General features: G+C 66.1%; 23 protein-coding genes. 14 read left to right on the forward strand and 9 right to left on the reverse strand.

Annotated elements, in window-relative coordinates; genetic code table 11:
• Nucleotides 1–110: 110 nt before the first annotated feature.
• The 7 genes from XI04_RS38280 to ku form a co-directional block, all read right to left on the reverse strand.
• Nucleotides 111–638, reverse strand: coding sequence for a hypothetical protein (locus tag XI04_RS38280; protein WP_333916603.1), 528 nt, complete (start codon nt 636–638; stop codon nt 111–113).
• An 898-nt stretch (nt 639–1,536) separates the two neighbouring features.
• Nucleotides 1,537–3,132 (reverse strand): MBL fold metallo-hydrolase, encoded by a 1,596-nt coding sequence (locus XI04_RS38285; protein WP_212429472.1) that lies wholly within the window; start codon nt 3,130–3,132, stop codon nt 1,537–1,539.
• Nucleotides 3,129–4,049 (reverse strand): ribose-phosphate pyrophosphokinase, encoded by a 921-nt coding sequence (locus XI04_RS38290; protein ID WP_271609399.1) that lies wholly within the window; start codon nt 4,047–4,049, stop codon nt 3,129–3,131. Before XI04_RS38290 ends, XI04_RS38285 begins: the two co-directional genes overlap by 4 nt.
• Nucleotides 4,046–5,587: a thymidine phosphorylase family protein gene (locus XI04_RS38295; protein ID WP_028143001.1), complete on the reverse strand. Its 1,542-nt coding sequence runs from the start codon at nt 5,585–5,587 to the stop codon at nt 4,046–4,048. The genes XI04_RS38290 and XI04_RS38295 overlap by 4 nt, the downstream gene beginning before the upstream one ends.
• 215 nt (nt 5,588–5,802) lie before the next feature.
• Nucleotides 5,803–5,967, reverse strand: coding sequence for a Flp family type IVb pilin (locus tag XI04_RS38300; protein WP_018315817.1), 165 nt, complete (start codon nt 5,965–5,967; stop codon nt 5,803–5,805).
• Nucleotides 5,968–6,256: 289 nt separating this feature from the next.
• Complete coding sequence (locus XI04_RS38305; protein ID WP_212476285.1) at nt 6,257–6,493, reverse strand: hypothetical protein; 237 nt, start codon at nt 6,491–6,493, stop codon at nt 6,257–6,259.
• A 57-nt stretch (nt 6,494–6,550) separates the two neighbouring features.
• A complete protein-coding gene (gene ku, locus XI04_RS38310) occupies nt 6,551–7,546 on the reverse strand; it encodes a non-homologous end joining protein Ku (RefSeq protein ID WP_212476288.1) in 996 nt (331 codons plus the stop codon).
• Between the two features lie 236 nt (nt 7,547–7,782).
• Here ku and XI04_RS38315 point away from each other — a divergent pair, with 236 nt between their 5' ends.
• The 14 genes from XI04_RS38315 to XI04_RS38380 all read left to right on the forward strand — a co-directional run bounded on the left by XI04_RS38315 (nt 7,783) and on the right by XI04_RS38380 (nt 25,128).
• Nucleotides 7,783–7,938 carry a hypothetical protein gene (locus tag XI04_RS38315; RefSeq protein WP_018315820.1) on the forward strand — a complete coding sequence of 52 codons (156 nt, stop codon included), beginning with the start codon at nt 7,783–7,785 and terminating at the stop codon, nt 7,936–7,938.
• A 221-nt stretch (nt 7,939–8,159) separates the two neighbouring features.
• On the forward strand, nt 8,160–8,825 hold the full coding sequence (locus XI04_RS38320) for a response regulator transcription factor (protein ID WP_018315821.1): 666 nt from the start codon (nt 8,160–8,162) through the stop codon (nt 8,823–8,825).
• A 94-nt stretch (nt 8,826–8,919) separates the two neighbouring features.
• Nucleotides 8,920–10,296 carry a sensor histidine kinase gene (locus XI04_RS38325; RefSeq protein WP_038947098.1) on the forward strand — a complete coding sequence of 459 codons (1,377 nt, stop codon included), beginning with the start codon at nt 8,920–8,922 and terminating at the stop codon, nt 10,294–10,296.
• A 160-nt stretch (nt 10,297–10,456) separates the two neighbouring features.
• Nucleotides 10,457–11,857, forward strand: coding sequence for a hypothetical protein (locus XI04_RS38330; protein WP_028143005.1), 1,401 nt, complete (start codon nt 10,457–10,459; stop codon nt 11,855–11,857).
• A 100-nt stretch (nt 11,858–11,957) separates the two neighbouring features.
• Nucleotides 11,958–12,227, forward strand: a complete 270-nt coding sequence (locus XI04_RS38335; RefSeq protein ID WP_028143006.1) for a hypothetical protein — start codon at nt 11,958–11,960, stop codon at nt 12,225–12,227.
• 131 nt (nt 12,228–12,358) lie between these two features.
• The gene (gene ccmI / locus XI04_RS38340) at nt 12,359–13,468 is read left to right on the forward strand and encodes a c-type cytochrome biogenesis protein CcmI (protein WP_028143007.1); all 1,110 of its coding nucleotides are present in this window, start codon (nt 12,359–12,361) and stop codon (nt 13,466–13,468) included.
• A gap of 37 nt (nt 13,469–13,505) precedes the next feature.
• Nucleotides 13,506–14,033 (forward strand): cytochrome c maturation protein CcmE, encoded by a 528-nt coding sequence (ccmE, locus tag XI04_RS38345; protein ID WP_152103261.1) that lies wholly within the window; start codon nt 13,506–13,508, stop codon nt 14,031–14,033.
• A complete protein-coding gene (locus XI04_RS38350) occupies nt 14,030–16,012 on the forward strand; it encodes a heme lyase CcmF/NrfE family subunit (RefSeq protein WP_152103260.1) in 1,983 nt (660 codons plus the stop codon). Before ccmE ends, XI04_RS38350 begins: the two co-directional genes overlap by 4 nt.
• Nucleotides 16,013–16,016: 4 nt before the next feature.
• Complete coding sequence (locus tag XI04_RS38355; RefSeq protein ID WP_038970597.1) at nt 16,017–16,499, forward strand: cytochrome c-type biogenesis protein; 483 nt, start codon at nt 16,017–16,019, stop codon at nt 16,497–16,499.
• A 105-nt stretch (nt 16,500–16,604) separates the two neighbouring features.
• Nucleotides 16,605–17,948 (forward strand): methyl-accepting chemotaxis protein, encoded by a 1,344-nt coding sequence (locus XI04_RS38360; protein WP_271593885.1) that lies wholly within the window; start codon nt 16,605–16,607, stop codon nt 17,946–17,948.
• 222 nt (nt 17,949–18,170) lie between these two features.
• Entirely contained in the window at nt 18,171–19,748 is a 1,578-nt protein-coding gene (locus XI04_RS38365) for a Do family serine endopeptidase (protein WP_028143012.1), read from the forward strand.
• Nucleotides 19,749–20,022: 274 nt separating this feature from the next.
• Complete coding sequence (locus XI04_RS38370) at nt 20,023–20,703, forward strand: response regulator transcription factor (RefSeq protein WP_038947105.1); 681 nt, start codon at nt 20,023–20,025, stop codon at nt 20,701–20,703.
• Nucleotides 20,687–22,147: a sensor histidine kinase gene (locus XI04_RS38375; protein WP_028143013.1), complete on the forward strand. Its 1,461-nt coding sequence runs from the start codon at nt 20,687–20,689 to the stop codon at nt 22,145–22,147. The genes XI04_RS38370 and XI04_RS38375 overlap by 17 nt, the downstream gene beginning before the upstream one ends.
• A complete protein-coding gene (locus XI04_RS38380) occupies nt 22,144–25,128 on the forward strand; it encodes a bifunctional [glutamine synthetase] adenylyltransferase/[glutamine synthetase]-adenylyl-L-tyrosine phosphorylase (protein WP_271609400.1) in 2,985 nt (994 codons plus the stop codon). The genes XI04_RS38375 and XI04_RS38380 overlap by 4 nt, the downstream gene beginning before the upstream one ends.
• On the opposite strand, the gene XI04_RS38385 is transcribed toward XI04_RS38380, so the two are convergent.
• Entirely contained in the window at nt 25,088–25,318 is a 231-nt protein-coding gene (locus tag XI04_RS38385; protein WP_028143015.1) for a formate dehydrogenase subunit delta, read from the reverse strand. The genes XI04_RS38380 and XI04_RS38385 overlap by 41 nt on opposite strands.
• Nucleotides 25,308–26,135 carry a formate dehydrogenase accessory sulfurtransferase FdhD gene (gene fdhD, locus XI04_RS38390; RefSeq protein WP_271609401.1) on the reverse strand — a complete coding sequence of 276 codons (828 nt, stop codon included), beginning with the start codon at nt 26,133–26,135 and terminating at the stop codon, nt 25,308–25,310. Before fdhD ends, XI04_RS38385 begins: the two co-directional genes overlap by 11 nt.
• Nucleotide 26,136: the final 1 nt, after the last annotated feature.

Genomic DNA, 26,136 nt, shown 5'->3' on the forward strand with positions numbered 1-26,136 from the left:
TATGCAGCGCGCGGCCGTAGCCCGGAGGGAGCGAAGCGCAATCCGGGATAGCTCCACCCGCTGGCCCCGGATTTCGCTTTCGCTCCATCCGGCCGACGGGAAGCTCCGTCCTACTTGCAGTTTCGGCAGATCATCAGCTTGCGCTTCAACGCCTCATCTTCCTGATCGATCAATTGCTGAGCCGTGTTGCCTTGCGTATCCGGATTGGGCGTGGAGCTCTTTGCGGCGCGCGACGTCATGGGTCGCGTCATCCGATCCGGAATATCATTGTCGTCGCGGCCAACGCTGAAGCCGTCATAGTCGGCGGCAGAATTCGGCGCTTGTGGAAGTCCGCCAGTCGGGGGTGTCGGTGATATCCTGTCCGACGCTGCCGGGGAATTTTTGGCATTCGCCCGTGGCGGCGATGCCTTGGGCGGAGCAAGCCAAACCGGCGGCGCGGTCTGTCCCCTCGCGCTGTCCTGGGACCAGACGCCGGCAAGCAAGAGGCTGAGTGCCAAGAGCGTCACGCTTCTGATCCGCATCTTCAACAGCTCCGGTCCATCGATTGACAGCATGGTTCGTCGAGCCATGCCGTGCTGAAGACTATCAGGACTCACATGGCGGTCAAAGTTCCGTAGCCGGATCCGGGGAAAAAGCATCTGTGGGAGCGGCTCTCGAATTCGGCTCCGCTCCATCGGGGGCTACGATCGCTTGTGTGGCCCGACGGGCAAAACACACTAGCGGTGGGTCTATGGCTACGCCTCAAAATATTCGCGTTTACAGAAATTCTGTTTTGCCGTACAAGCCGACACATCCCGCCCGCCACAAGAGGCGTTTCGCGATCGTCACGAGACGCGGGCCGGGATGCGGTGGCCGCGACGGCGTCGGCGCGTCATGTTGGTTGCAGGGCGGAGATCCCGTGAGCAGCGGCAGGCGCGATACGACACGGCGCTGACAGCGTCCTTGTTCGGCCCCGATGGCGAGCGCACGCCAGCCGTCGGGGATGGGGAGGGGGATGTGCGCGGACGGAGAAGTCGTGTGGTCCTGACGCCCGGGGTCTGTGCGTCAAGGCTTGCGGTGATGTGGCGGCCCGACCGGGCGCGTGCATCAGCCATCTGCAAGGCGACGGGGGCAATAGTGCATCGCTCCCCGAGGAGAGCACGAAGGACACCGTGAAAACCATCGCGCAGGGAAGGCCGGGCGACCGGCATCACCTGTCGTCCACCCCGTGCGCGTTTCTTTCGCACACGCGGGACCTCGGGTGCCAGCCGGCGCCCGGCCTTCCCTGCGCCCTTGAGATAAGGGCGGAAGAGGATAGCAAAGCTCGGGCGAAACGCGCCGCGAGGATGAGCAGCCATGTCTATCGCCAAACGGCGTTCTCGTGCCCCGGACGTAGCGCAGCGCGCCGCATCTTCGCGGCGTGGTGCGCTGCAGAGCCGGGGCCCATGCACCGGCGGAATGTGCAGCCGTCTGGGTCCCGGCTCTGCGCAGCAGCGTAAGAACGCTGCAGCGCGTCCGGGACAAGAGAGAGGCGCGTTTCAGCGCCGTCATGTCCCGTCACGCCTTCTCCTCCAGCGCGCGGCGCAGCCTTCGGATGATGACGCCGCGGGCGCGGTCGTCGGCGGCTGCCCCAACCCTGTCGTTGATGTCGAGCATGAGCTCCGACATCTCGTTGTGCCAGTCGAGACGGGTCACGGCCTCCGGCGCGAGCCGCCGGCGGTGATCGACGTCCAGCACGCGCGGTTCGGCAGCGGCGAGCTCGTAGATATCGTCGAGCACCGGCTGGTAGACCCTGGCCGCCGGAACGATGCGCTCGGCGACGCGTTCGGCGAGCCCCGCGATCGCGCCTTCCTCGCCATGGACCAGGAACAGCCCGCGGGAAATGGGTCGGCGCGCCGCGATCCAGCTGGCGATGCCGGCGCCGTCGGCATGGCCCGAATATTCGTCGATCATGCGGATGCGAGCCGCGACCTTGATCTCCTCGCCCTGGATCCGCACGGCCTTGGCTCCGTTCTGGAGGAAGCGGCCGAGCGTGCCGTTGGCCTGGAAGCCGGCGAGCAGCACCGTCGCGCGCTCGTTCCACAGCCAGCGCTTCAGATGATGGCGGATGCGGCCGGCGTCGCACATGCCGCTCGCGGCGATGATGATATGGAATCCGGACAGGCGCATGATCGCCTTGCTCTCGTCTGCGGTCTCGGTGAATTTGAGATGCGGGGAGTTGAGCAGGCGCGCGGCATCGACGGATGGGTCGAGGCTCTCGGCATGGCGGCGAAACACTTCGGTGGCGCGGATCGCGAGCGGAGAATCGAGGAAGATCGGTGCGGTCGGAATCTCGCCGTGCTCCATCAGGTCGACGAGATCGACGATCAGCTCCTGGGTGCGCTCGACCGCGAAGGCAGGCATCAACAGTGCGCCGCCGGCCGTCGCGGCATCGCGCACCTCGGCCGCGAGGTGCTTGCGGCGGAGCTCAGGTGTGGTGGCCTCGCGCAGCCGGTCGCCGTAGGTCGATTCCGAGATGACGTAGTCGAAATCGGCCGGCGCTTCGGGATCGGGCTGCAGCAGCTTGGCCTCCGGCCCGACATCGCCGGACAGCAGCACGCGCAGTGGACGTGGCGCGCCCCGTTCGGCGATTTGGAGCTCGATCGAGGCCGAGCCGAGCAGATGGCCGGCGTTCCAGTAGCGCGCGCGGACGCCCGGGATCACGTCGGTCCAGCGTTCATAGTCGACCGCGCGAAACGATTGCAGCGATGCAATGGCATCGGCCTGCGTGTAGATCGGCGCGACCTGCTTTCGTCCGCGCGAGGCATTGCGACGGTTGAGCTGCGTGACCTCCGATTCCTGGATGCTGCCGGCGTCTGGCAACATGTAGGAGCAGAGGTCGATCGTGCCGCGCGTCGCCAGGATCGGTCCGTCGAATCCCGCGCGCACGAGCTTCGGCAAGAGACCGCTATGGTCGATATGGGCGTGCGTGAGCAGCACGGCATCGATATCGGCGGGGCGGAACGGAAAGGCGCCGTAGTTGAGCTCCTTCAGCGTCTTCTGGCCCTGGAACAGGCCGCAATCGACCAGGAAGCGGCCGGTCGCGGTCTGGAACAGATAGCTCGAACCGGTCACGGTGCGGGCGGCGCCGCAAAATCGAACGGTGATGCTCATAGCCTCGTCTCCGGAGGAAGTGTCGTCGTCAGCTCGGACCGCAAGGCGGCCGCGAGACTCTCGTCGAGGGAAATCGCGTTGGTCGGATGCGGAACGCTGTCGGTCGAGCGGATTGACCGGATGCCGGCGCTGGCGAACGCGACGGTCATCGCGGGTGGAAACAGCGCGTGCGTGATGACCGCATCGACGGCGGTGGCGCCCATCGCCGTCAGGGCCTTCGCCGCGGCCATCAGCGTCGTCCCGGAGGAGACGATGTCATCCACCAGCAGCGCCGGCCGTCCCGCGAGCAGGCCGGGATCGGCAAAACTGATTGCCACGGAACGATCGCCGTGCCGCGACTTTTGCGCCACCGTGTGCTGAAGTCGCAGCCGGCTCGCGATGTCGTTCACCCAGGGCTCGGACTCCCTGTCGGGTCCGATCACGATTGTCGCGGGATCGATGCCGCTCGTCGCCAGCGCGTTCGCGATCGCTGGCATGGCGGACAGGTTCTCCGCTTCGATACCCGGAAAGACCGATCTGATATCGGGGGTGCGGTGCAAATGCGCATCCACGGTGACGATACGGTCCACGGTCATTGCAAGGAGATTGCCCATGGCCCGCTGGCTGATGGCCTCGCCCGGATGAAATGCAGCATCCTGCCGCATGTAGCAGAGATAGGGCGCGACCAGCACCAGCCGCTTCGCGCCGTTGCGTCGCAGCGCCTCCGCAGCGAACAGCAGGGCGATCAGCTTGTCGTTGGGTTGGTCGAGCGGGGCATAGAGGATTGTGATGTCGGCCGCCGGCGCGACGGCGACGCGCAGCTCGCCGTCCGGAAAACGATGCACGGCGATCTCGCTGCAGGCAAGCCCGAGCCGCGCCGCGAGGCGCTTTGCCGTATCGCTGCCGCCGGGCAGGGTCTGAAGCGCGATCGTGCTCACGGCGCCGACTTGCCTTGCAGGGCGTCATGACCGTTGACGACGAACCCGGTCTCCTCGGTGGCGGCATCGGCGGCGAGATCATGCTCGGGGCGGTCGAACGTGTAGACACGATAGAGCGGCTCGCCCTGCTCGACGCGATCGCCGATCTTCTTGAACAGGCGGATACCGGCGCCCTTGTCGAGCGGCGCGCCGGCGGTGCGGGCGAGGCGGTTAAGACGCAGGCAGTCGATCGCGGACACGGTGCCGTCATGCGCCGCCTTGACGTCGAAGCTGAGCGATCCGAGCTCGCTGCTGCATGTCGACGGACCCTGGGCGTCGATGATCTTCTGCATCTGCTTCAGCGCCGCGCCGCTGTCGAGCAGTTCGCGCGCCCTCGCATAGCCGGCGCCGCCGCGCAGCTTCGGATCGTATTCCAGCAGATGGGCGGCGAGCCGGAGCGATTTCTCGCGCAGGTCGCGCGGCGCATCCTTGTCGTTGCCGAGCACGGCCATGACGTCATTGGCCTCGAGCACCGGCCCGATGCCGTTGCCGATCGGCTGGCTTCCGTCGGTCGTGATCACCTCGACCGTGCGGCCGAAACGGTCGCCGACGAATTCGAACAGCTTGCGCAGCCGCATCGCCTCGACGCCATTGGTGACCTTCGCGGTCGGCCCGACCGGAATGTCGATCAACAGATGCGTCGAGCCTGCCGCGATCTTCTTGGACATGATGGAGGCGACCATCTGCTCGCGGGTATCGAGGCTCAGCGGGCGCTCGACCGAGATCAGGACGTCGTCGGCCGGCGACAGGTTCACGTGTCCGCCCCAGATCAGGCAGCCGTTGCAGGCCGAGACGATCGCCTTCATTTCCTCGACGCCGACATTCACCCGCGCCAGCACCTCCATCGTGTCGGCGGTGCCGGCAGGCGAAGTGATGGCGCGCGAAGAAGTCTTCGGGATCGGCAGGCCATGGGCGGCGACGATCGGCACCACGACCATCGAGGTGCGATTGCCGGGAATGCCACCGATGCAATGCTTGTCGACGACGACAGGCGTTGGCCACACCAATTGCGTGCCGGCCTGCGCCATCGCCCCGGTGAGGGCAAGCAACTCGTCGCTGGTGATGAAGCTCGCCGATCCGATCAGGAAGGCGGCGATCTCCATGTCCGAGTAGCGATAATGCGCGAGGTCGTTGATGATCGCGCCGATTTCGGCCGGGCTCAGGGTCCGCCCGCGGATCTTCGCGCGCACCGCTTCCAGGCTCTCCGGCGGTGCCGCGGGCCTGACCGTGACCAGCGTGCCGGCGCCTTGCCCGAAACGCCGCAACGCGGGTTCCGAGAGTCCGATCTCGTCCGGGGCCACCAGCGTATCGTCGTCCGTGATCAGCAACGTCGCCAGCAGGACCTTGCTGCCCTGACGCAGCTCGACGCGGCTGAAGCCGCGGAAGATCTCCGCGCGCAGCGCCTTCGACTGCCTGGAGACGACGACAACGTTCTCGCGGCCGGTATCGAGCCGGACGCGGCGGATTTTCAGTTGGGAGTGCGGAAGGTCTGGATGCATGGACAGGCCGGCAGGAAGGGAACGCAACCTCCATGCTTAGACGTCGCCGTCCTGATGCTGTTGACCCAGATCATGGCCCGCGCGCGGGACATGGGTGGGCTGCGGCGGGCCGTCACGCAGGCGCGCTGCTGCAGGCGCGTCGGTCTGGAAATGACAGGGGAAGTCGAATGCCGTGGCGATATCGCCGATGTTGGCCGGCCAAATCGGGGAGCGGGCTACTTTATCCCCGTGCTGATCGCGACAAACTTGTTGTTGAGGAGGGCGCCGCCCATGGTGTTCACGGCCGTTATGATCGCCAGCGCGATGCCTGCGGCAATGAGGCCGTACTCGATCGCGGTTGCACCATTCTCATCGGCAAGGAAGGACCTAAGCAAACGCATTGCCAACTCCCGTTCATCCGATCCAACGTATGGCCGCGTCGTTATCGGACTTGCAAATAGATCGAATAAGTCTTCATGCGCGCCAAAAGTATTAAGCCCGGGCGAGCGCGCCACTGCTCATACGACGGCATTCATTAAATTAAGGTTCCATCGATCCGTCCAACTGGATCGATATCGCCAAGCCACCCCAGGGCTGCGCGGGCACAGCGCCCGTCAGTGCGTCATCGCGGCGCCGCTTAACCGATTGTTGAGCCTGTTCGCCAACGGGCCGGCAAGGTCATCAGGGCGCTCATCCGCGCCGGTCGTCCGCATTCAGCGCCCGCAACATGGCGATGCGGGCGAACATCACCCAGCCGCCGCCGGTCTCGGCCGCCTTGATCAAGGTCTCGATGGCGGTCTGCCAGCGCGGCTCGTGCTGGGCGTCCTCGGGCAGCCGCATGATGTAGTCGGCCGCCTCCTGAAGCGTCAGCAGCTGGCGCTTGTCGCTGACGCGAACGGCATCGTCGAACGCCGTCGACCAGGGCATGTCAGGCCGCCAGATCGGCGAGGTGTGGCATCACGGCGCAATCGCGGGGGGATGCGGCTAGCCGGCCTTCTTCGCCCGAGCAGGCGCGCGCACCGGCTTGTCGGGCTTCTTCGAAGTTTCCCTGGTCGTTTCCCTGGTCGCCGTCTTCGCAGCTGCATCCTTGCCGCCCTTGCCGGCGATCGGCAGCAGCATCTCGCGCTGGCCCGCGACGCGCTTCTTCGGCTTCCTGGCTTTCGCGGTCTCCTTGGCGACCTTCGCCGCAGGCGCGGCGTCCTTCTCGCTCGCGATGCTCTTCTTCAGCGCGTCCATCAAGTTGATGACGTTGCCGCCGCTCTTCGGCGCGGCCTTGGCGGTGATCGGGGCGCCGCTGCGCTTCTTGTTGATGAGATCGATCAGCGCGGTCTCGTAATGGTCCTCGAACAGCTCGGGGTCGAACGCGCCGGACTTCTTCTCGACGATGTGCTTGGCGAGGTCGAGCATGTCCCTGGTCAGCTTCACGTCCTGGATGTCGTCGAAATATTCGGCCTCGCTGCGGACCTCGTAGGGGTAGCGCAGCAGCGTGCCCATCAGCCCGCTTTCGAGCGGCTCCAGCGCGATGATGTGCTCGCGGTTGGTCAGCACGACGCGGCCGATCGCGACCTTGTCCATGCTGCGGATGGTCTCGCGGATCACCGCATAGGCGTCATGGCCGACCTTGCCGTCGGGCACGAGATAATAGGGGCGGATCAGATAGCGGTTGTCGATGTCGGACTTCGGCACGAACTCGTCGATATCGATCGTGTGGGTCGAGTCGAGCGCGATGTCGTCGAGCTCGTCCTTGGTGACCTCGATATAGGTGTCGGTGTCGACCTTGTAGCCCTTGACGATGTCCTCGGACGTCACCTCGTCGCCGGTCTCGGCGTCGACCTTGAGGTACTTGATCCGGTGGCCGGTCTTGCGGTTGATCTGGTTGAAGGAGACCTTCTCGGTATCCGAAGTGGCCGGATAGAGCGCGACCGGACAGGTCACGAGCGACAAACGCAGAAAACCCTTCCAATTGGCGCGGGGGGCCATGGGCTACTCCAAACGCAACAAGGACAGACCTATGAGGATACCATCGGGAAACAGCGAATCATAGCAAGGCCGGGCGTTGAATCTTGCAACTGCGTTAACCGGCCGCCGGGCGTGGGGTCGCGGTCCATTGGGGTGGGAAAAGCCGGAACATCACATCGGATCGGGCGTTGGCTCCACATGCACGGCTGCGAGGAGGTCGCGGTCATCGGAGGCGACACGCAGAGATTGAGGGCATCATGGCAACCACGCGAGAGCAGCGTCAGATCGTCGAAACACCAACCGAGGCGCGTCAGGGCGAACCTGGGCCGTCAGTTGCCGCATTGCTCGCCATCTCGACCGGGCTTGCGATCCTGATCCTCGCCGTCATCTGGTTCGTGTTCTTCCGGACCTGACGGCCGAATCACGGGAAGGGCGGACCTGCCGCGGGACGCGGCACACTGCGCCCGCCATGTTGCCGGCTCGTCCGGTCGCATGGCGGGCGCAGTCGCATGGGCTGCGGACACATCGTATATGACCAAAAAGTAACGCGCCCGGTTCCCCGCGTTCATATTCAGTTCACGCCGGAATTGCTCATCTGGGGCGGTGTTGATGCGGCCTATGTCTGGAGAGAAGCGTGCGCCTGCTCGTTGTTGAGGACGACCCCGATCTCAATCGCCAGCTCACCAAGGCGTTGACCGACGCCGGCTATGTCGTCGATCGCGCCTTCGACGGAGAGGAGGGGCACTATCTCGGCGATAACGAGCCGTATGATGCCGTCGTGCTCGACATCGGCCTGCCGAAGAAGGACGGCATCTCGGTGCTGGAGGCCTGGCGCCGCAACGGCCGCACCATGCCGGTCCTGATCCTCACCGCACGCGACCGCTGGAGCGACAAGGTGCAGGGCTTCGATGCCGGCGCCGACGACTATGTCGCAAAGCCGTTCCATTTGGAGGAAGTGCTGGCCCGTATCCGCGCGCTGCTGCGCCGCTCGACCGGCCATGCCCAGAGCGAGCTCAGCTGCGGCCCCGTCACGCTCGACACCAGGACCGGCCGCGTCAGCGTGTCAGGCAATCCCGTCAAGATGACCTCACACGAATATCGGCTTCTGGCCTACCTGATGCACCATTCCGGCCGGGTGGTCTCGCGCACCGAGCTGGTCGAGCACCTCTACGACCAGGACTTCGACCGCGACTCGAATACGATCGAGGTGTTCGTCGGCCGCATCCGCAAGAAGCTCGACGTCGACATCATCCAGACTGTCCGCGGCCTCGGCTATCTCCTAACCCCGCCGGCCGCCTGAGGCGTTCCGGGGCTTGACGGGCAGCCTGACAGGGGCCTTGGTCCGGGACATGAGTTCTGACGCCCGCCACCCTGCGCCTTCCCGGATCATTCCGATGGCCGCTAGTTCGCTTGCGACCCGCCTGTTCCTGTCGGCGACCGCCTGGCTCGTGGTGATTCTGGCCATCACCGGCGTGGTGTTGTCGTCGGTCTACAAGAACGCCACCGAGCGCGCCTTCGACCGCCGGCTCAATCTCTATCTCCGCACCCTCATCGCCGAGGTCGCGACCCCCGACGAGCCGCCGGACCGCCAGTTCCAGTCGCTCGGCGAGCCGCTGTTCGAGCTGCCGTTGTCCGGCTGGTACTGGCAGATCACGCGGACCGACACCGAAAAGCCGGAGGTGCGCTCCTCGCGCTCGCTCTGGGACAAGAAGCTGCCGAAGCTGGAAGAGCAGGGCACCGAGCTCACCGCCGCCGGAATCCGGCTGGCCTATGTCGACGGGCCCGAGGGGCAGAATCTGCGCATGGTCGAGCGTCCCGTCGATCTCGGCGCCGACGGCAAATTTCTGGTCAGCGTCGCCGGCGACGATACCGAGATTTTCGACGAGACGCGCAGTTTCGACTACTATCTCGGCGGCACCTTCACCGCGCTCGGCATCGTGCTGCTGCTGACGACCGTGTTCCAGGTCCGCTTCGGCCTCGCACCGCTCAAGCGCATCTCGGAATCGATCGCCGATATCCGCTCCGGGCGGGCTGAGCGGCTCGAGGGCGAATTCCCGGTCGAGATCGCGCCACTGGCGCGCGAGACCAACGCGCTGATCGATGCCAATCGCGAAATCGTCGAGCGCGCACGCACCCATGTCGGCAATCTCGCCCATGCGATCAAGACGCCGCTCTCTGTCATCGTCAACGAGGCCGGCGCCCACATCGCCGATCCCTTCGCGGCCAAGGTGATGGAGCAGGCGGATGTGATGCGCGACCAGGTCGCCCATCATCTGGAGCGTGCGCGCATCGCGGCGCGGGTCTCGGTCGTTGGGACGGTGACGGAGGTGGCGCCTGCCATCGAGGCGCTGCGGCGGACCATGGAGAAGATCCATCGCGACCGTGGCATCATGGTCGACGCCAAGGCCGATCCGTCGGCAAAATTTCGCGGCGAGCGGCAGGATCTGGAGGAGATGGTCGGCAATCTCGTCGACAATGCCTGCAAATGGGCGGCCTCGCGCGTCTTCATCGAGGTCCTCGTGGAAGCGCCGCACCAGGCCGGGGTGGGCCCGCGGCTGCGGATCATCGTCGATGACGACGGCCGCGGCTTGTCGGAAGCCGAGCGGGCGCAGGTCTCGCGGCGCGGCCAGCGGCTCGACGAGTCCAAGCCCGGCTCGGGGCTGGGCCTGTCCATCGTGGTCGATCTCGCCGCGCTTTATGGCGGCAGCCTCTCGCTCGGTGGTGCGCCGACCGGCGGCCTGCGTGCCGAGCTGGTCCTTCCGGGCGTATAATCCGTTGTTCCGACAGGGATATTCGTCCTCACCGACGCCCGGCCGCAGCAAACCTGTGGGATTCGCTCCGACGTCCTAAACGGCTTCTTAAGTGGGGGCCTCCTATGATCGCGCCGGACCCATCCCATGTCCGCCATTTTACCGTGCATTACCCGGGCGCATGAGCCAGACATCGATCGAGCGGCTGAGGGAATATCTCGCGCAGCTCCCGCCGCAGGCGCAGGCGCTGCTGATGCGGGAGTTCGAGCGCGCGCTCGAGCGCGGCCAGGATACGGCTGTCGCGACCCTCGTGCTCGAGCAGTTGCGCAAGATCGTCCGCAAGTCGGAAGCCGATGAAGCCCCGCCGCCGCGCACGGACGATCTGTCGCGGCTGTTGTTCCAGGCGCTGGAACCGTTCCTGATCGAGGCCGGCGTCCCGCTGCGGGTCGGCCAGATCCGCCGCACTTCGCTGCAGCCGATCTGGCAATGGCTCGGCCGCGACGGCGCACCGGACAAGGTGAACGAGTTCGAGGCCGCGCTGGCGCGGATGCCCCCCGATAGTGCGGGGCAGGTCGAGGCCCTCGCGCAGAAGCTCCAGGGGGTGGCTGCGGATGCCATTTTCGAGCTGACCGGTCCCGGCGGCGGCGACAAGTCGCGCGCGCTCGCCCGGGTCGGCCCGCCCAACGTGATCGAGGACCTCTATTCGATCGGAGCGGTGCTTCAGGTCCGGGAGGCCATCGCCGGCTTGAACGAGAAGCTGCCGCGCACTCTGCGCGCTTTCGGCGATCCGCAGATCGCCTCGGTGACGTCGGCGCTCAACATTCCGGTCCTGCAGACGCCGCAAATGCTGCCCTTCGCGCTGTCGATCGTGGTGCAGCGGATGACTGCCCCGTGGCAGATCATCCGCCTCGCCATCAAGATTGCCGCGTCCGACGACGAGATCCGCGTCGCGGCGACGCCTTACGGCGTTGCCGTCACGATCGCGCTGCACGACCTGTCCTGTGTTGCCGCTACCCTGCGCATGGACATCAAGCGCGGCCATTTCGACAACGTTGCCGGCAACCTCAAGGCGCTGCACGACGGCGTGCGCGGCCTGCGCACCGAGCTCGACCTGCGCAACGATTCCGCCTGGGGCAAGCAATTGACCTCGATCCGGGCCGACATCTCCAATGCGCTGCAATCCGAGATCGACAGCGTTCCCGGCCGCGTTCGCCGCATCCTGCGCCAGCGCCCCGAGAAAGACATTCCGCCGGGCGCACGGATCGACAGCACCGAGGTGGAGGAAACGGCGGCGCTGATCGATTTCGTCGCGACCTGCCGCAATTATGCGAGCGAGCTTGCGATCAACGAGGTGACGCTGCGCACCTATTCCGACCTTCAGCAGTATGTCGAACGCTCGACCGAGCAATTGGTGCAGTCGCTGCGCGCCGCCGATCACAAGGTGCGCACCTATCGGCAGCAGCAGGTGCAGGCCGCGATTCGCTTCTGCCAGGTGCTGTTTGGCGATGATTACGCCTCGTTGATGAGCCGGGCCGCGGAGAACGCAGCGACCGGCGAGCGTAAATCGTCGCGCGCAAGCTAGCCTAAGCGCATATTTTCGTGATCACAATTTGTGGTTGACGGTGCCGGTGGTGCGCCGTACGGTCCCCGTGCAAGTCCGGGGAACTTCTATTTGTGGGCGCATGAAACCCGTAATCAGCTCCATCGAAATTGAGAACCGCATCATTGTTGCCAAGTATCAAAGACTGATGGTCGGCGCCAAAGTGGTGCTGGTCGAGAAGGCAAGCGGTCGGCAACTCTCCGAGACAATCACGAGGGTTGCATCCCCGGTTCCCGTCGGAGCGCTGCGCATCAGATTGCCGGACGCAGTCAAGCCGGGAACATACTTCCTGAGGGCCTTCAACGGCCACGGTGAGGACGCCGCGCAAAGTACGGACTTCGAGATCGGCTAAGCCGTTGGATTTTCACCGTTTCGAGACCGTGCGCGGTCGCGCCAAATTGACAATTGTCAATTGCCGCATCATCCGGCCGTGGTGTAAAGCCACCTATGGGCGCGGTTCGTGCGCTGCCGGAAGCTTGCCAGATGACGCTATGGTTCGTGTTCGCGCTGATGACGGTCGCGGCGATTTTCGCCGTGCTCTGGCCGCTTGGCCGCAATGGACGCGCGCAAGACCAGGGCAGCGAGGTCGCGGTTTACAAGGACCAGCTGGCCGAGATCGAGCGTGATCTCGCCGCAGGCTTGATTCCTGCGCCGGACGCCGAGGCTGCGCGCGTCGAGATCAGCCGCAGGCTGCTCGCCGCGGCCGCCAGCGAGCCCGTCGTGGCGCCGAAATCGAATCTCAAATGGCGCCGCGCGGCGGCCGTGCTGGCGCTCGCTGGCCTGCCGCTCGTTGCGATCGGCGTCTACATGCCACTCGGCTCGCCCCGGCTTCAGGACTTTCCCCTGGCGCAGCGCGAGCGTGGATCCGGGTCCGGCGTGGCGCAGTCGCTCGAGAATCTCGTCGTGCAGGTCCAGCAACATCTGGAGAAGAATCCGACCGACGGGCGCGGCTGGAATGTGCTTGCGCCGGTGTTGGAGCGGCTCGGCCGTTTCGACGATGCCGTGCGCGCCTATCGCAACTCGCTCACCTACAATGGCGAGAGCGCGGAACGCCGGTCCGATCTCGGCGAAGCGATCTCGGCTGCCGCCGGGGGTGTGGTGACCGTCGAGGCCAAGGCGGAATTTGAGCGTGCGCACGCCCTGAACGCGGACGATCCCAAGGCGAACTACTTCCTCGGCCTTGCCGCCGAGCAGGACGGCCGCAAGGACGATGCAGCCACGATCTGGCGCGCGTTGCTTGCGAAAGCGCCCGCGGATGCGCCGTGGCGTGCCCTGGTGCAGTCCTCGCTGGTGCGGGTCGGTGGCGGGACGATGCCGGCGCTGTCCGACGAGACGATTGCTGCGTCCAAGGATATGGCCGAAGGCGATCGCAACGCGATGGTGCGCGGCATGGTCGATCGTCTGGCCACCCGGTTGAAGCAGAACGGCGACGACGTCGATGGATGGCTGCGGCTGGTGCGCGCCTATCTCGTGATGGGCGAGCGGGACAAGGCCATGGGGGCATCGGCCGATGCCCGGCAGGCGGTTGCCAGCGACGCCGAGCGGCTGCGCCAACTCGATGAAGGCCTCAGGACTCTCGGGCTCGGCGGATGACGATGTCGGGACAAGAGACGCGGAGAACGGATACGCCATGACGCGCAAGCAGCGACGTATGACCATCATCGGCGGCTCGCTCGCCGTGCTCGCGCTCGCGGCCGCGCTGGTGCTCAACGCACTTCGCGACTCCATCGTGTTCTTCTCGACGCCGACCATGGTCGCCGAGAAGCACGTCGAGCCCGGCAAGCGGTTTCGCCTCGGCGGGCTGGTACAGCCCGGTTCGCTCCAGCGCGGCGACAATCTCGCGGTGACCTTTGAGGTTGCCGATGGCAACGCCAAGCTGCCGGTGGCCTACAAGGGCATCCTGCCCGACCTGTTCCGCGAAGGGCAGGGCGTCGTCGCCGAGGGCGCGCTTGACGCCCATGGCGTGTTCAAGGCTGATACCGTGCTGGCCAAGCACGACGAGACCTACATGCCCAAGGACGTTGCCGATGCCCTGAAGAAGCAGGGGCACTGGAAGGACGATTACGGCGGCAAGCCCTCTGATAGCGGCAAGACGTCCGATGCGGGCAAGCCCGCGGCGACGACCGCACAGGGCAATCCGCGGGGAGCAATGCGGTGATCGCAGAATCCGGACATTACGCGTTGGTGCTGGCGCTTGGGCTCGCACTGATCCAGTCAATCGTGCCCCTGATTGGCGCGCGCCTCTACGATGTCGCGCTCATGAATGTGGCGCGATCCACGGCGCTGGCGCAGCTCCTGTTCGTCGGTGCCTCGTTCGTAGCTCTCGTGATGCTGCACGTGAACTCGGACTTTTCCGTCGCCAACGTCTACGAGAACTCCCACTCGATGAAGCCGCTGCTCTACAAGATCACCGGCGTGTGGGGAAACCATGAAGGCTCGATGCTGTTGTGGGTGTCGATCCTCGCGTTGTTCGGCGGGCTCGTTGCGGCGTTCGGCAATAATCTGCCGCTGTCGCTGCGCGCGCACGTGCTTGCCGTGCAGGCATGGGTCGCCAGCGCCTTTTACCTGTTCATCCTCGTGACGTCGAACCCGTTCCTGCGTATCGCCACCCCGCCGATCGAGGGGCGCGATCTCAATCCGGTGCTCCAGGACATCGGCCTCGCCGTGCATCCGCCGATGCTCTATCTCGGCTATGTCGGCTTTTCGATCTCGTTCTCCTTCGCGATCGCGGCGCTGATGGAGGGCCGGATCGACGCGGCCTGGGCGCGCTGGGTGCGGCCGTGGACGCTGGTCGCCTGGATCTTCCTGACGCTCGGCATCGCCATGGGTTCGTACTGGGCCTATTACGAGCTCGGCTGGGGCGGCTGGTGGTTCTGGGATCCGGTCGAGAACGCCTCGCTGATGCCGTGGCTCTCCGGCACCGCGCTGCTCCATTCCGCCCTGGTGATGGAGAAGCGCAACGCGCTGAAGGTCTGGACCATCCTGCTCTCGATCCTGACCTTCTCGCTGTCGCTGCTCGGCACCTTCCTGGTGCGCTCGGGCGTCATCACCTCCGTGCACGCCTTCGCCACCGATCCCACCCGCGGCGTGTTCATTCTGCTGATCCTCTGCCTGTTCATCGGCGGCAGCCTGTCCCTGTTCGCGGGCCGCGCCACGTCGTTGAAGCAGGGCGGCCTGTTCGCGCCGATCTCGCGCGAGGGCGCGCTGGTGCTGAACAATCTGCTGCTCACCGTGGCCTGCGCGGTCGTGCTGTTCGGCACGCTCTATCCGCTCGCGATGGAAATGCTCGCCGACTTCAAGATGTCGGTCGGCGCGCCCTTCTACAACCTCACCTTCGCGCCGCTGTTTACGCTGTTGCTGCTTGCCGTGCCGTTCGGGCCGATGCTGGCGTGGAAGCGCGGCGATCTGCTCGGCGTCACGCAGCGCCTGCTCGCGGCGGGCGTCGCCGGGCTCGTCGCCGTCGCCATCGCCTGGGGCTGGGCCAGCGGCGGCAGCACGTTGGCGCCGCTCGCGATCGGGCTCGGCATCTTCGTCATCGGCGGTGCCGTCACCGACATCGTCGAGCGGACCGGGCTCGTCCGGCTGCCGTTTGCAACGGTGCTGCACCGGGCGCGCGGCCTGCCGCGCTCGGCCTGGGGCACGACGTTCGCGCATGCCGGCCTCGGCGTCGCGCTGATCGGGATCGTCTGCGAGACCACCTGGAACAGCGAATATATCGCGACCATGAAGCAGAACGACGTCGCCCACATCGCCGGCTTCGACGTGAAGCTCGACGGGGTGCTGCAGCGTCAGGGCCCGAACTACCGCGAGATGATCGCCGAGTTCAACGTCAGCCTCGATGGCAAGCCACTCAGCGTCATGACGCCCTCCAAGCGCAGCTTCACCACCCGCGGCTCCTCGACCACCGAGGCCGCACTGCTGACGCGCGGCGCGAGCCAGCTCTACATTTCGCTCGGCGAGGCCAATGCCGAGGGCGCCATCGCCGTGCGCATCTATCACAAGCCGCTGGTGCTCCTGATCTGGTGGGGGCCGGTGCTGATGGCATTCGGCGGCGTGCTGTCGCTGTCTGACCGGCGGCTGCGGGTCGGCGCGCCGAAGCCGGCGCGGGCCAAGCAGCGCCTCCAGCCGGCGGAGTGATCCGATGCGCCGGATGATGGCCGCGTTCGTCCTGCTGATGCTGCTGGCCTTGCCTGCGGCCCACGCCGTGCAGCCCGATGAGATCATGCCGGATCCCGCCAAGGAAGCCCGCGCGCGGGAGCTGTCGCGCGAGCTGCGCTGCATGGTCTGCCAGAACCAGTCGATCGACGATTCCGATGCGCCGCTGGCGCGCGACCTGCGGCTCCTGGTGCGCGAGCGCATCGGCGCCGGCGACAGCAACTCGCAGGTGCTCGACTTCCTGGTCGCGCGCTACGGCGAGTTCGTGCTGCTGAAGCCACGCTTCGAACGTCAGACCCTGCTGCTGTGGCTGCTCGGGCCGCTGCTTCTGATCGGCGGTGGCCTGGCGCTGTGGCTGCAAATCCGCCGTCGCTCGCGGAGTGGTGCAGACATACCTGCTCCGCCGCTCACTGCGGACGAACAGGCGCGGCTCGCCGCGTTGATGTCCGATGATGCGAAGTCGTCCTAGCCTACGTAGTGATACTTACGCCGCTGGGCGCAGCTTGTTTCATGCTCTGTTGACCTTTGTCTGGAAGCTTGTCGCAAGATTCGATTCCAGCCTTTGAGTCCCCCGATGTTCGCGAACAGCAATCTGACGATCCGCTTCCTGGTCGGCGCCGTCGTCGCTGCATTATTGTTTCTGCTGGGCATCGGCGGCGGCACCGGCTTCATCGCGGTGCTCTATCTCAACAACGAGATCACCAGCCTGTCGGCGGACTTCGCAGCACTGAGCGGCCCCGCGCGCGACCATGCCATGCAGATCTACCAGCAGGCGCAGACCGCGTTCTCCTATTTCCTGATGGCCTGCGGCGTGATCGCCGTCGTCGCCGTCGCGATCTGCCTCACCACCTGGTTCGCCGTGCGCAATGGCATCCTCAGTCCGCTGGCCGCGATCGTGCATGCCATGCGCGAGGTCGCGGACCAGAAGTTCCAGACATCGGTTCCGGGGCTCGGCCGCACCAATGAGATCGGCCTGCTCGCCGGTGCGCTGGAGGTCTTCAAGACCAACGGGCTCGAGCGACGCCACCTCACCGAGCAGCAGCTGCGCGAAGCCCAGCACCAGGCCGAGCGATCGAATTTCCTGGACGACCGGATCAAGCGCTTCAACGACCTCGTCGCCAGCGTCGTCGACAGCGTGGCCTCATCGGCGGTGCATCTGAAGAGCAACGCCGAGACGCTGTCGCGGACCGCCAACGACACCAGCACCAAGGCCAATGCGGTTGCGAGCGCGGCGAGCCAGGCCAGCGCCAGCGTGCAGACGGTCGCCGGTTCTGCCGAGGAGATGACGAACTCGATCGGCACGATCAGCCGCCGCGTCACCGACGCGACGCAGCGCGCCGAGGGCGCGGCGTCCCAGGCGGAGAAGAGCCGCGACACCATCCACACGCTGTCCGATGCCGCCGACAAGATCGGCGAGGTCGTGCAACTCGTGCAGGCGATCGCATCGCAGACCAATCTGCTGGCGCTGAACGCCACCATCGAGGCGGCGCGGGCAGGGGAGGCCGGCAAGGGGTTTGCGGTGGTCGCCTCCGAGGTGAAGAATCTGGCGCATCAGACCAGCAAGGCGACGGAGGAGATCACCTCTCATGTCGCCAGCATTCAGGGCATCACCGCGGAGACGCGCGGCGCGATCGACGGCATTTCCAAGACGCTGTCGGAGATCTCGTCCATCATGTCCGGCATCGAGGTCGACACTGCCCAGCAGCGCAACGCGACGCAGGAGATCACGCGCAGCGCCCAGAGCGCCGCGCACGGAACCCTCGACGTCTCCAACCATATCGTCCAGATCACCTCGACCTCCGCGCAGACCGGCCGCATGGCCGCCGAGGCGCGGGATTCCGCGGTCGACCTGTCGCAGCAGGCCGCGACCCTGAAGCGCGAAGTCGACGAGTTCATCGTCAGCGTCAGGGCAAGCTGAGCGCGCCAAAAACGCGCTTGCGACGCCATCACGGGAACTCGGTTAAGTTCCTGTGAGGCCACAATTTTCGGTGTGCGCTGAACTGCCGCATCGCAGCTAGCCCTTCATTACAAAAGTTTAACCCCGCCGCCAGCGCACGGTAAGGCGGGAGCCCCCATCTTCAGGACCGTAAGGTGCCGCCATCGGGCACCAAATGGATTTCAAGGCCTTGGAGATCTCCGCATGACCGACCGTCCCGACCTCTCGAACCTTCCGTCCTACCGGCAGCCGCGCCGGTCGGTGTTTTCCGCGCGCAAGTTCGCGCTGATGGCCTCGGTCGTCGCCGGTCTCGGCGCGGCCGTCTATGGCTTCAGCCCCTCGACCTCGCCGGCCGACCTGTTCTCGAGCCCGGCGCATGCGCAGGTCAACAACGAGGTCCGCAAGGTCGAACGCCCGGTCGGTTTCGCCGACATCGTCGAGCGTGTGAAGCCGTCGGTGATCTCGGTGAAGGTCAACATCAAGGAGAAGACCGCGAGCAACGACGATGGCGATGATTCCTCCGCGCCGTTCCAGCCGGGCTCGCCGATGGAGCGCTTCTTCCGCCGCTTCGGCGGTCCGGACGGTTTCCCGGGCCTGAAGGGCGGCCGTGGCCGCGTCGTGCAGGGCCAGGGCTCCGGCTTCTTCATTTCGGCCGACGGCTTTGCCGTGACCAACAACCACGTGGTCGACGGCGCCGACAAGGTCGAGGTCACCACCGATGACGGCAAGACCTACACCGCCAAGGTGATCGGCACCGACCAGCGCACCGACCTCGCTTTGATCAAGGTCGAGGGCAGCTCGAACTTCCCGTTCGCCAAGCTCGCCGACGCCAAGCCGCGCATCGGCGACTGGGTGCTCGCGGTCGGCAATCCCTTCGGTCTCGGCGGCACCGTGACCGCCGGCATCGTCTCGGCCAGCGGCCGCGACATCGGCAACGGTCCGTATGACGATTTCATCCAGATCGACGCGCCCGTGAACAAGGGCAATTCCGGCGGTCCCGCTTTCGACACCAACGGCGAGGTGATGGGCGTCAACACCGCGATCTACTCGCCCTCCGGCGGCAGCGTCGGCATCGCGTTCTCGATTCCGGCGAGCACCGTCAAGAGCGTGGTCGCCCAGCTCAAGGACAAGGGCTCGGTCAGCCGCGGCTGGATCGGTGTGCAGATTCAGCCTGTCACCTCCGACATCGCCGACAGCCTCGGCATGAAGAAGGCCGAAGGCGCGCTGGTGGCGGAGCCTCAGGCCAACGGTCCGGCCGCGAAGGCCGGCATCGAGTCCGGTGACGTGATCACCGCGGTCAACGGCGAGTCCGTCAAGGACGCCCGCGAGCTTGCCCGGACCATCGGTGGCATGGCGCCCGGCGCGACCGTGAAGCTCAACGTGCTGCACAAGGGCCAGGACAAGGTCGTGAACATGACGCTCGGCCAGCTGCCGAATACGGTCGAGGCCAAGGCCGACAACGACAATGATAGCGGCAAGGGTGCGAGCAAGGGCACCGACGTGCCCAAGCTCGGCATGACCGTTGCCCCCGCCAATTCGGTGGCCGGCGCCGGCAAGGAAGGCGTCGTGGTCACCGAGGTCGATCCGAAGAGCGCCGCGGCCGAGCGCGGTTTCAAGGAAGGCGACGTGATTCTCGAAGTCGGCGGCAAGAGCGTGGCCACCGCCGGCGAAGTCCGCGACGCCATCAACATGGCGCGGACCGACAACAAGAACAGCGTCCTGATGCGCGTGAAGAGCGGCGGCCAGTCGCGCTTCGTCGCGGTGCCCCTCGCCAAGGGCTGAGGCTTCAGGAGGCCTACGAGATGAAGGGTGTCGCCGGCATCAGTCGCCCCCGCCGACGGCGCCCTTCGGGGAAGCAGCGCAACGTTCGCTTCCCCTCTCTACCTTCCGGTGGAATTACGCCCCCCTCCGTCGGAAGGCCTAGGGCGGTGAGGTCCCCCCAGCTTCACCGCCCGCCTTTTTCTCGATGCCAGAGTCTCCCACTCGGCTTGCATGCGATTGCCGCTCGCGCCATGTTTAGAGAAGGTTGACCTCCTTGACCGCCGCCGAACGCACGATGCGCCTCCTCATCATTGAAGACGACCGCGAATCCGCCGACTACCTCGTGAAGGCGTTTCGCGAGGTCGGACACATTGCCGACCACGCCGCCGACGGCGAGGAAGGCCTCGCCATGGCCGAGAACGGCGATTACGACGTGCTGGTGGTCGACCGCATGCTGCCCAAGCGCGACGGCCTGTCGCTGATCGGTGCGCTGCGCGACCAGGACAACACCACGCCGGTGCTGATTTTGTCCGCGCTCGGACAGGTCGACGACCGCATCAAGGGCCTGCGCGCCGGCGGCGACGACTATCTGCCAAAGCCCTATTCCTTCGCCGAGCTGCTGGCCCGGGTCGAGGTGCTGTCGCGCCGCCGCGGGGGACCTGCCGAGGACACGCTCTACCGCGTCGGCGATCTCGAGCTCGACCGGCTCTCCCACCGCGTCGCCCGCGGCAAGGACGAGCTGACGCTGCAGCCGCGCGAATTCCGCCTGCTCGAATATCTGATGAAGCATGCCGGCCAGGTGGTGACGCGCACCATGCTGCTCGAGAACGTCTGGGACTATCATTTCGATCCGCAGACCAACGTGATCGACGTGCACATTTCGCGGCTGCGCTCCAAGATCGACAAGGGCTTCGAGCGGCCGCTGCTGCACACGATCCGCGGCGCCGGGTACATGATCCGTGACGGCATTCGGTAAACTCGTCCGCACCACGGCGTTCCGGCTGACGCTGGTCTATCTGCTGCTGTTCGCGATGTTCGCGGCCTCGCTGCTGGCCTATTTCGCCTGGAATACGCGGCGGTTGATCACCGAGGAGATCACGCAGACGGTCAATGCCGAGACCTCGGAGATCTCCGAGATCTACGGCCGCCGGGGGCTGCGCGGCCTCGTGCTCGCGATCGAGTATCGGGCGCTGCGCCCGGGCGCCAACCTCTATCTCGTGACCACGCCGACCGGGCAGGCGATCGCCGGCAATGTCGGCTCGCTGGCACCCGGTGTGATGGCGACCCGCGGCTGGTCGGAGACGGCCTACCGGCGCATCGAGGACGCCGATGATCGCGACCATCGTGCGCTCGTGCGCGTCACCGAACTCGAGAACGGCTTCCGGCTTCTGATCGGCCGCGACCTCGCCGAGCGGCGTCGCCTGTTCGGCATCGTCGCCAAGGCGGCGCAATGGTCGATCCTGATCGTCGTCGTGCTCGGTCTCGGCGGCGGCATCTTCGTCGCGCGCCGCGTGCTCCGGCGCATCGACGCGATGACCGGGACCGCGCAGCGCATCATGACCGGGGACCTCAGCGGGCGTCTTCCCGTGGGGCGTAGCGGCGACGAGCTCGACCGCCTCGCGGAAAACCTCAATGCCATGCTGGAGCGGATCGAGGCGCTGATGGCTGGCTTGAAGGAGGTCTCCGACAACATCGCCCACGACCTCAAGACGCCGCTGACGCGCTTGCGCAACCGCGCCGAGGAGGCGCTGGCGAAATCGGGCTGCGAAGCCGATTACCGCGCGGCGCTGGAGCGGACCATCGAGGAATCAGACGGTCTGATCCGCACCTTCAACGCGCTGCTGATGATCGCGCGCGCGGAGTCCGGGCAGGCGCGCGGCAACATGGATGATTTCGATGCGGCCGATGTCGCAAACGGCATCCACGAGCTCTACGAGCCACTGGCCGAGGACGACGGCATGACCTTGAAGGTCAGGTGCGAGCCGACACCGGTTCACGCCAATCGCGAGTTGATCAGCCAGGCGCTCGCCAATCTTGTCGAGAATGCGATCAAATACGGCAAGCCGGTCGCACAGACCGGTGGAACCGTGGTCAGCATGGATGCGAGGCCGATCACGATCGAGGCCAAACGCGACGGCGACAAGGTGCTGCTCAGCGTCACCGATCGCGGTCCCGGCATCCCCGAAGCCGACCGCGCGCATGCTGTCGAACGATTCGTTCGCCTAGAAGCGAGCCGCACGCTGCCGGGCTCGGGCCTTGGTCTCAGCCTCGCCTCTGCTGTTGCGACATTGCACGGCGGTGAGTTGAAATTGGGCGATGCCCAGCCCGGTCTCGTCGCCACGCTGGTGCTGCCCGCGCGCGCCGGGGCCGGCGACAGGGTTGCTCCGCCAATACCGGATGTGCCACAGAAGGTGGCATGAACCATTCCGCGCCGGGAAACGCGGACAAGCATGGTGAGAGGCTGGCCGCGCGCTTCGCGGAGGCTCCCCATATTGCCGCTTCCACAACCGACGAACGACGTCTTGAAAGCTGGCTGTCCGAGCTCGAGCCGGCCCAATCGGCGCGTCTCGAAACGCTGTTGGCGCATCCCTTTGCGCAGGATATCCTGGCAGGTATCGCGGAATTCTCGCCCTATCTGTTCGATCTGGTGCGCGCCGATGCCTTGCGCCTGATCCGGCTGCTGGAGTGCAATCCGGATGCGCATTTGACGGCCCTGATCGCGGAGGCGAGGGGCGCGGTGCTCGCGGCCCCTGACGAGGCCGAGGTGATGCGGCTGCTTCGCCGCATGAAGGCCGAGGCCGCGCTCCTGACCGCCTTGTGCGACATTGGCGGGGTCTGGCCGGTGATGCGGGTGACGGCGGCGCTGACCGATGTCGCGGTGTCCTCGGTGCAGGCGGCGCTCCAGTACCTGCTGCGGCAGGAAGCCGCACGTGGCAAGCTCACGCCGCCCAATCCCGAGGCGCCCGAGGAAGGCTGCGGGCTGATCGTGCTCGCCATGGGCAAGATGGGCGCGGGCGAGCTGAACTATTCCAGCGACATCGATCTCATCGTGTTCTTCGATCCCGACGCGACAACGCTGGCAGCCGATATCGAGCCGCAGCCGTTCTTCGTTCGGGTCACGCAGGGGATGGCGCGCATCCTGCAGCAGCGCACCTATGACGGCTATGTGTTCCGCGTCGATCTGCGCCTGCGTCCCGATCCATCCTCGACGCAGGTCGCGATCTCCAGGGACGCCGCGCTGGACTATTATGAGCGGGAAGGGCGCACCTGGGAGCGCGCCGCGATGATCAAGGCGCGCGCCTGCGCCGGCGATGCCAAAGCGGGTGAAGCCTTGCTGGCCGAGATCGCGCCTTTCGTCTGGCGCAAGCATCTCGACTTCGCCGCGCTCGCCGACGTCCACGACATGAAGCGGCAGATGCAGACCTATCGCGGCCAGAGCGAGGTCGCGGTGGAAGGGCACAATGTCAAGGTCGGTCGCGGCGGCATCCGCGAGATCGAGTTCTTCGCGCAGACCCAGCAATTGATCGCCGGCGGCCGCCATCCGGAATTGCGGGTGCGGCCGACGCTCAGGGCGCTCGACATTCTCGCGTCCAGGAACTGGATCACCCCTGCTGCGCGCGACGAGTTGACCATTGCGTATGAATTCCTGCGCCGGGTCGAGCATCGCCTCCAGATGATCGCCGACGAGCAGACCCACGCGCTGCCCGAAGACAAGGACGCGGTCGAGCGTTTTGCGCGCTTCTTCGGCTATACGGATCGCGAGGCCTTCGCGGGCGAGCTGCTGCGGCAGCTCAAGATCGTGCAGGGGCACTACGAAAAGCTGTTCGAAGGCGACGATCCGACCGGCACGGCCAGGCTGCCCGCGCTCGACTACAGCGCAGGCCCCGACGATCCGCGCCTGCTCCATCATCTGGCGACGCTCGGGTTCAAGAAGCCGGCCGCCGTCGCGCAGACGGTGCGCGACTGGATCACCGGCGACTACCGCGTGTTCCGCAATGAGGCGACGCGCAGCGCCTTCGTCGAGTTCGTGCCGGCCCTGATCGACGGCCTCGCCCATGCCGAGGAGCCGGATCGCGCCGTCGTGGCGTTCGATCAATTCCTTGGGGCGCTCCAGCGCGGTGGCCGGCTGATCACGCTGCTCGGCCAGAACCGCGAGCTCGTCGCGCTGGTGGCGCTGGTGCTCGGCGCTGCGCCGCGGCTCGGCGAGATGCTGGCGCGGCAGCCGCAGCTCATGGATGGCCTGATCGATCCGCGCTTCTTCGGCGCCATGCCGGACAGGCAGGAATTGTCGGGACGGTTAGCTGCGACCGTGCAGGATGCTGGCTCATACGAAGAGTTCCTCGATCGCCTGCGCCTGTTCGGGCAGGAGAGCCTGTTCCTGATCGGCACGCGCATCCTCTCCGGCACCGTCTCGGCGCAGCAGGCCAGCACGGCCTTTGCCGATGTCGCCGAAGGCATCGTCCACACCGTGCACGGCCTCGTTGCCGACCGCTTCGCGGCCCAGCATGGCCGAATCAAGGGACAGGAGACCGCGATCATCGCGATGGGCCGGCTCGGCAGCCGCGAGATGACGGCCTCGTCCGATCTCGACCTGATCCTGCTCTACGATTTCGACAGCGACAATCCGGACTCGGACGGACCGAAATCGCTGCAGGGCGCGCACTACTTCGCGCGCTTCACGCAGCGGCTGATCAGCGCGTTCACGACGCGCACCAATTACGGCGTGCTCTACGAGATCGACATGCGGCTGCGCCCTTCAGGCCGCGCCGGTCCCGTCGCCTCGAGCCTCGTCTCATTCGCGGATTACCAGGCCAACGAGGCCTGGACCTGGGAGCATATGGCGCTGACGCGGGCGCGCGTGGTGTCGGCTTCGCCCGAATTCCGGGAACGGATCGAACACGTCATTCGCGACGTCCTGACCCGTCGCCGCGATTCCGCCATCACCGCCAACGACGTCGCCGACATGCGGCGCGCCATCGCCCAGGAGAAGGGCGAGGCCGATTGCTGGGACCTCAAACATGCCGCCGGCGGCATGGTCGACATCGACTTCATCGCGCAATATCTGCAGCTCGTGCACGCTCACGACAAGCCGGAGATCCTCGACGTCAGCACGATGCAGGTGCTGGACAATGCATGCAGGCTCGGCGTCCTTCCGCAATCGGAGACCGAGATCTTGCGCGCCGCGGCGCGGCTCTATCACGACCTGACGCAGATCCTGCGGCTTTGCGTCAGCGACCGCTTCAAGCCCGAAACCGCCGGCACCGATCTGCAGCGTGTGATGGCGCGCGCCGGCGACGCGCCGGATTTCTCGTCGCTGGAGGCGCGTGTGAAGGAGACCCAGAGCGAGGTGCGGCGCGTGTTCAGGGCGCTGCTGGAAGGGACGTCGCCTTCAACGAGCTGAGCGCCTGGCGGACGTCAGGCTCCAGGCCCGCGCCGCCGGCGTCGAGATGGGCGAAGATCGCGCGCTTCATCCGAGGATCCCAGAACTTCTTGATGTGCTCGGCAATCCCCGGCACGGCCTTGCCGTGGCCCTGGCTCTCGAAGAACTTGCCGATCTGGTTGGCCATGTAGATCAGGCGGTCAGGCGACATCGGCAACCTCCGTGGCATGGCGAGCGGCGACCCGGTCACCATGCGAAAACACTTCGAACCCGTCCTGGCGGGCAATGGCGATCAGCGTGATGCCGGCGGCCTGCGCAGTGCGTACTGCAAGTGCGGTGGGCGCGGACACCGCGACCATCACCGGCGCGCCGATCGCGGCGGCCTTCTGCACCATCTCGACCGAGACGCGGCTCGTCAGGAGCACCATGCCGCTACGCGTATCCGTGCGGCTGCGCGCCAGCGCGCCCGCGAGCTTGTCCAGCGCATTGTGGCGGCCGACATCCTCGCGCAGCGCGACGATGTGGCCGGTAGTAGACCAGAACGCGGCGGCGTGAACCGCGCGGGTCTGCAGATTGATCGATTGCAGCGGCGCGATCGCCTGCATCGCCGCCACGATCTGCTCGGGCGTGAAGCTCTGCCCCTGCGGCACGACCGCCGCCGGGCGCACGGCTTCCGCGATGGACTCGATACCGCAGATGCCGCAGCCGGTGGGCCCCGCGACGTGGCGACGGCGCTCGCTGATGAGTGCCGCATCTTCAGACGTTAGCCACATCCTGAGCTCGATGCCGTCGTCGAGGCGAACGACGTCGAGCGATTTGATGTCATCGACCGACTTGATGATGCCTTCGCTCAGGCTGAAGCCGACGGCAAAATCTTCCAGGTTCTGCGGCGTCCCCATCATGACGGCATAGGTGCCGCCATTATAGGTCAGCGCCAGCGGCGTCTCCTCCGGAATGAACCGCGTTCCTTCGGACGCGACGCCGTTGCGCCAGATTCCGCGATCAATCGCCTGGACAGCTACATGCATG

The sequence above is a fragment of the Bradyrhizobium sp. CCBAU 11430 genome, from assembly GCF_028128855.1.
Taxonomy (GTDB): domain Bacteria; phylum Pseudomonadota; class Alphaproteobacteria; order Rhizobiales; family Xanthobacteraceae; genus Bradyrhizobium; species Bradyrhizobium ottawaense.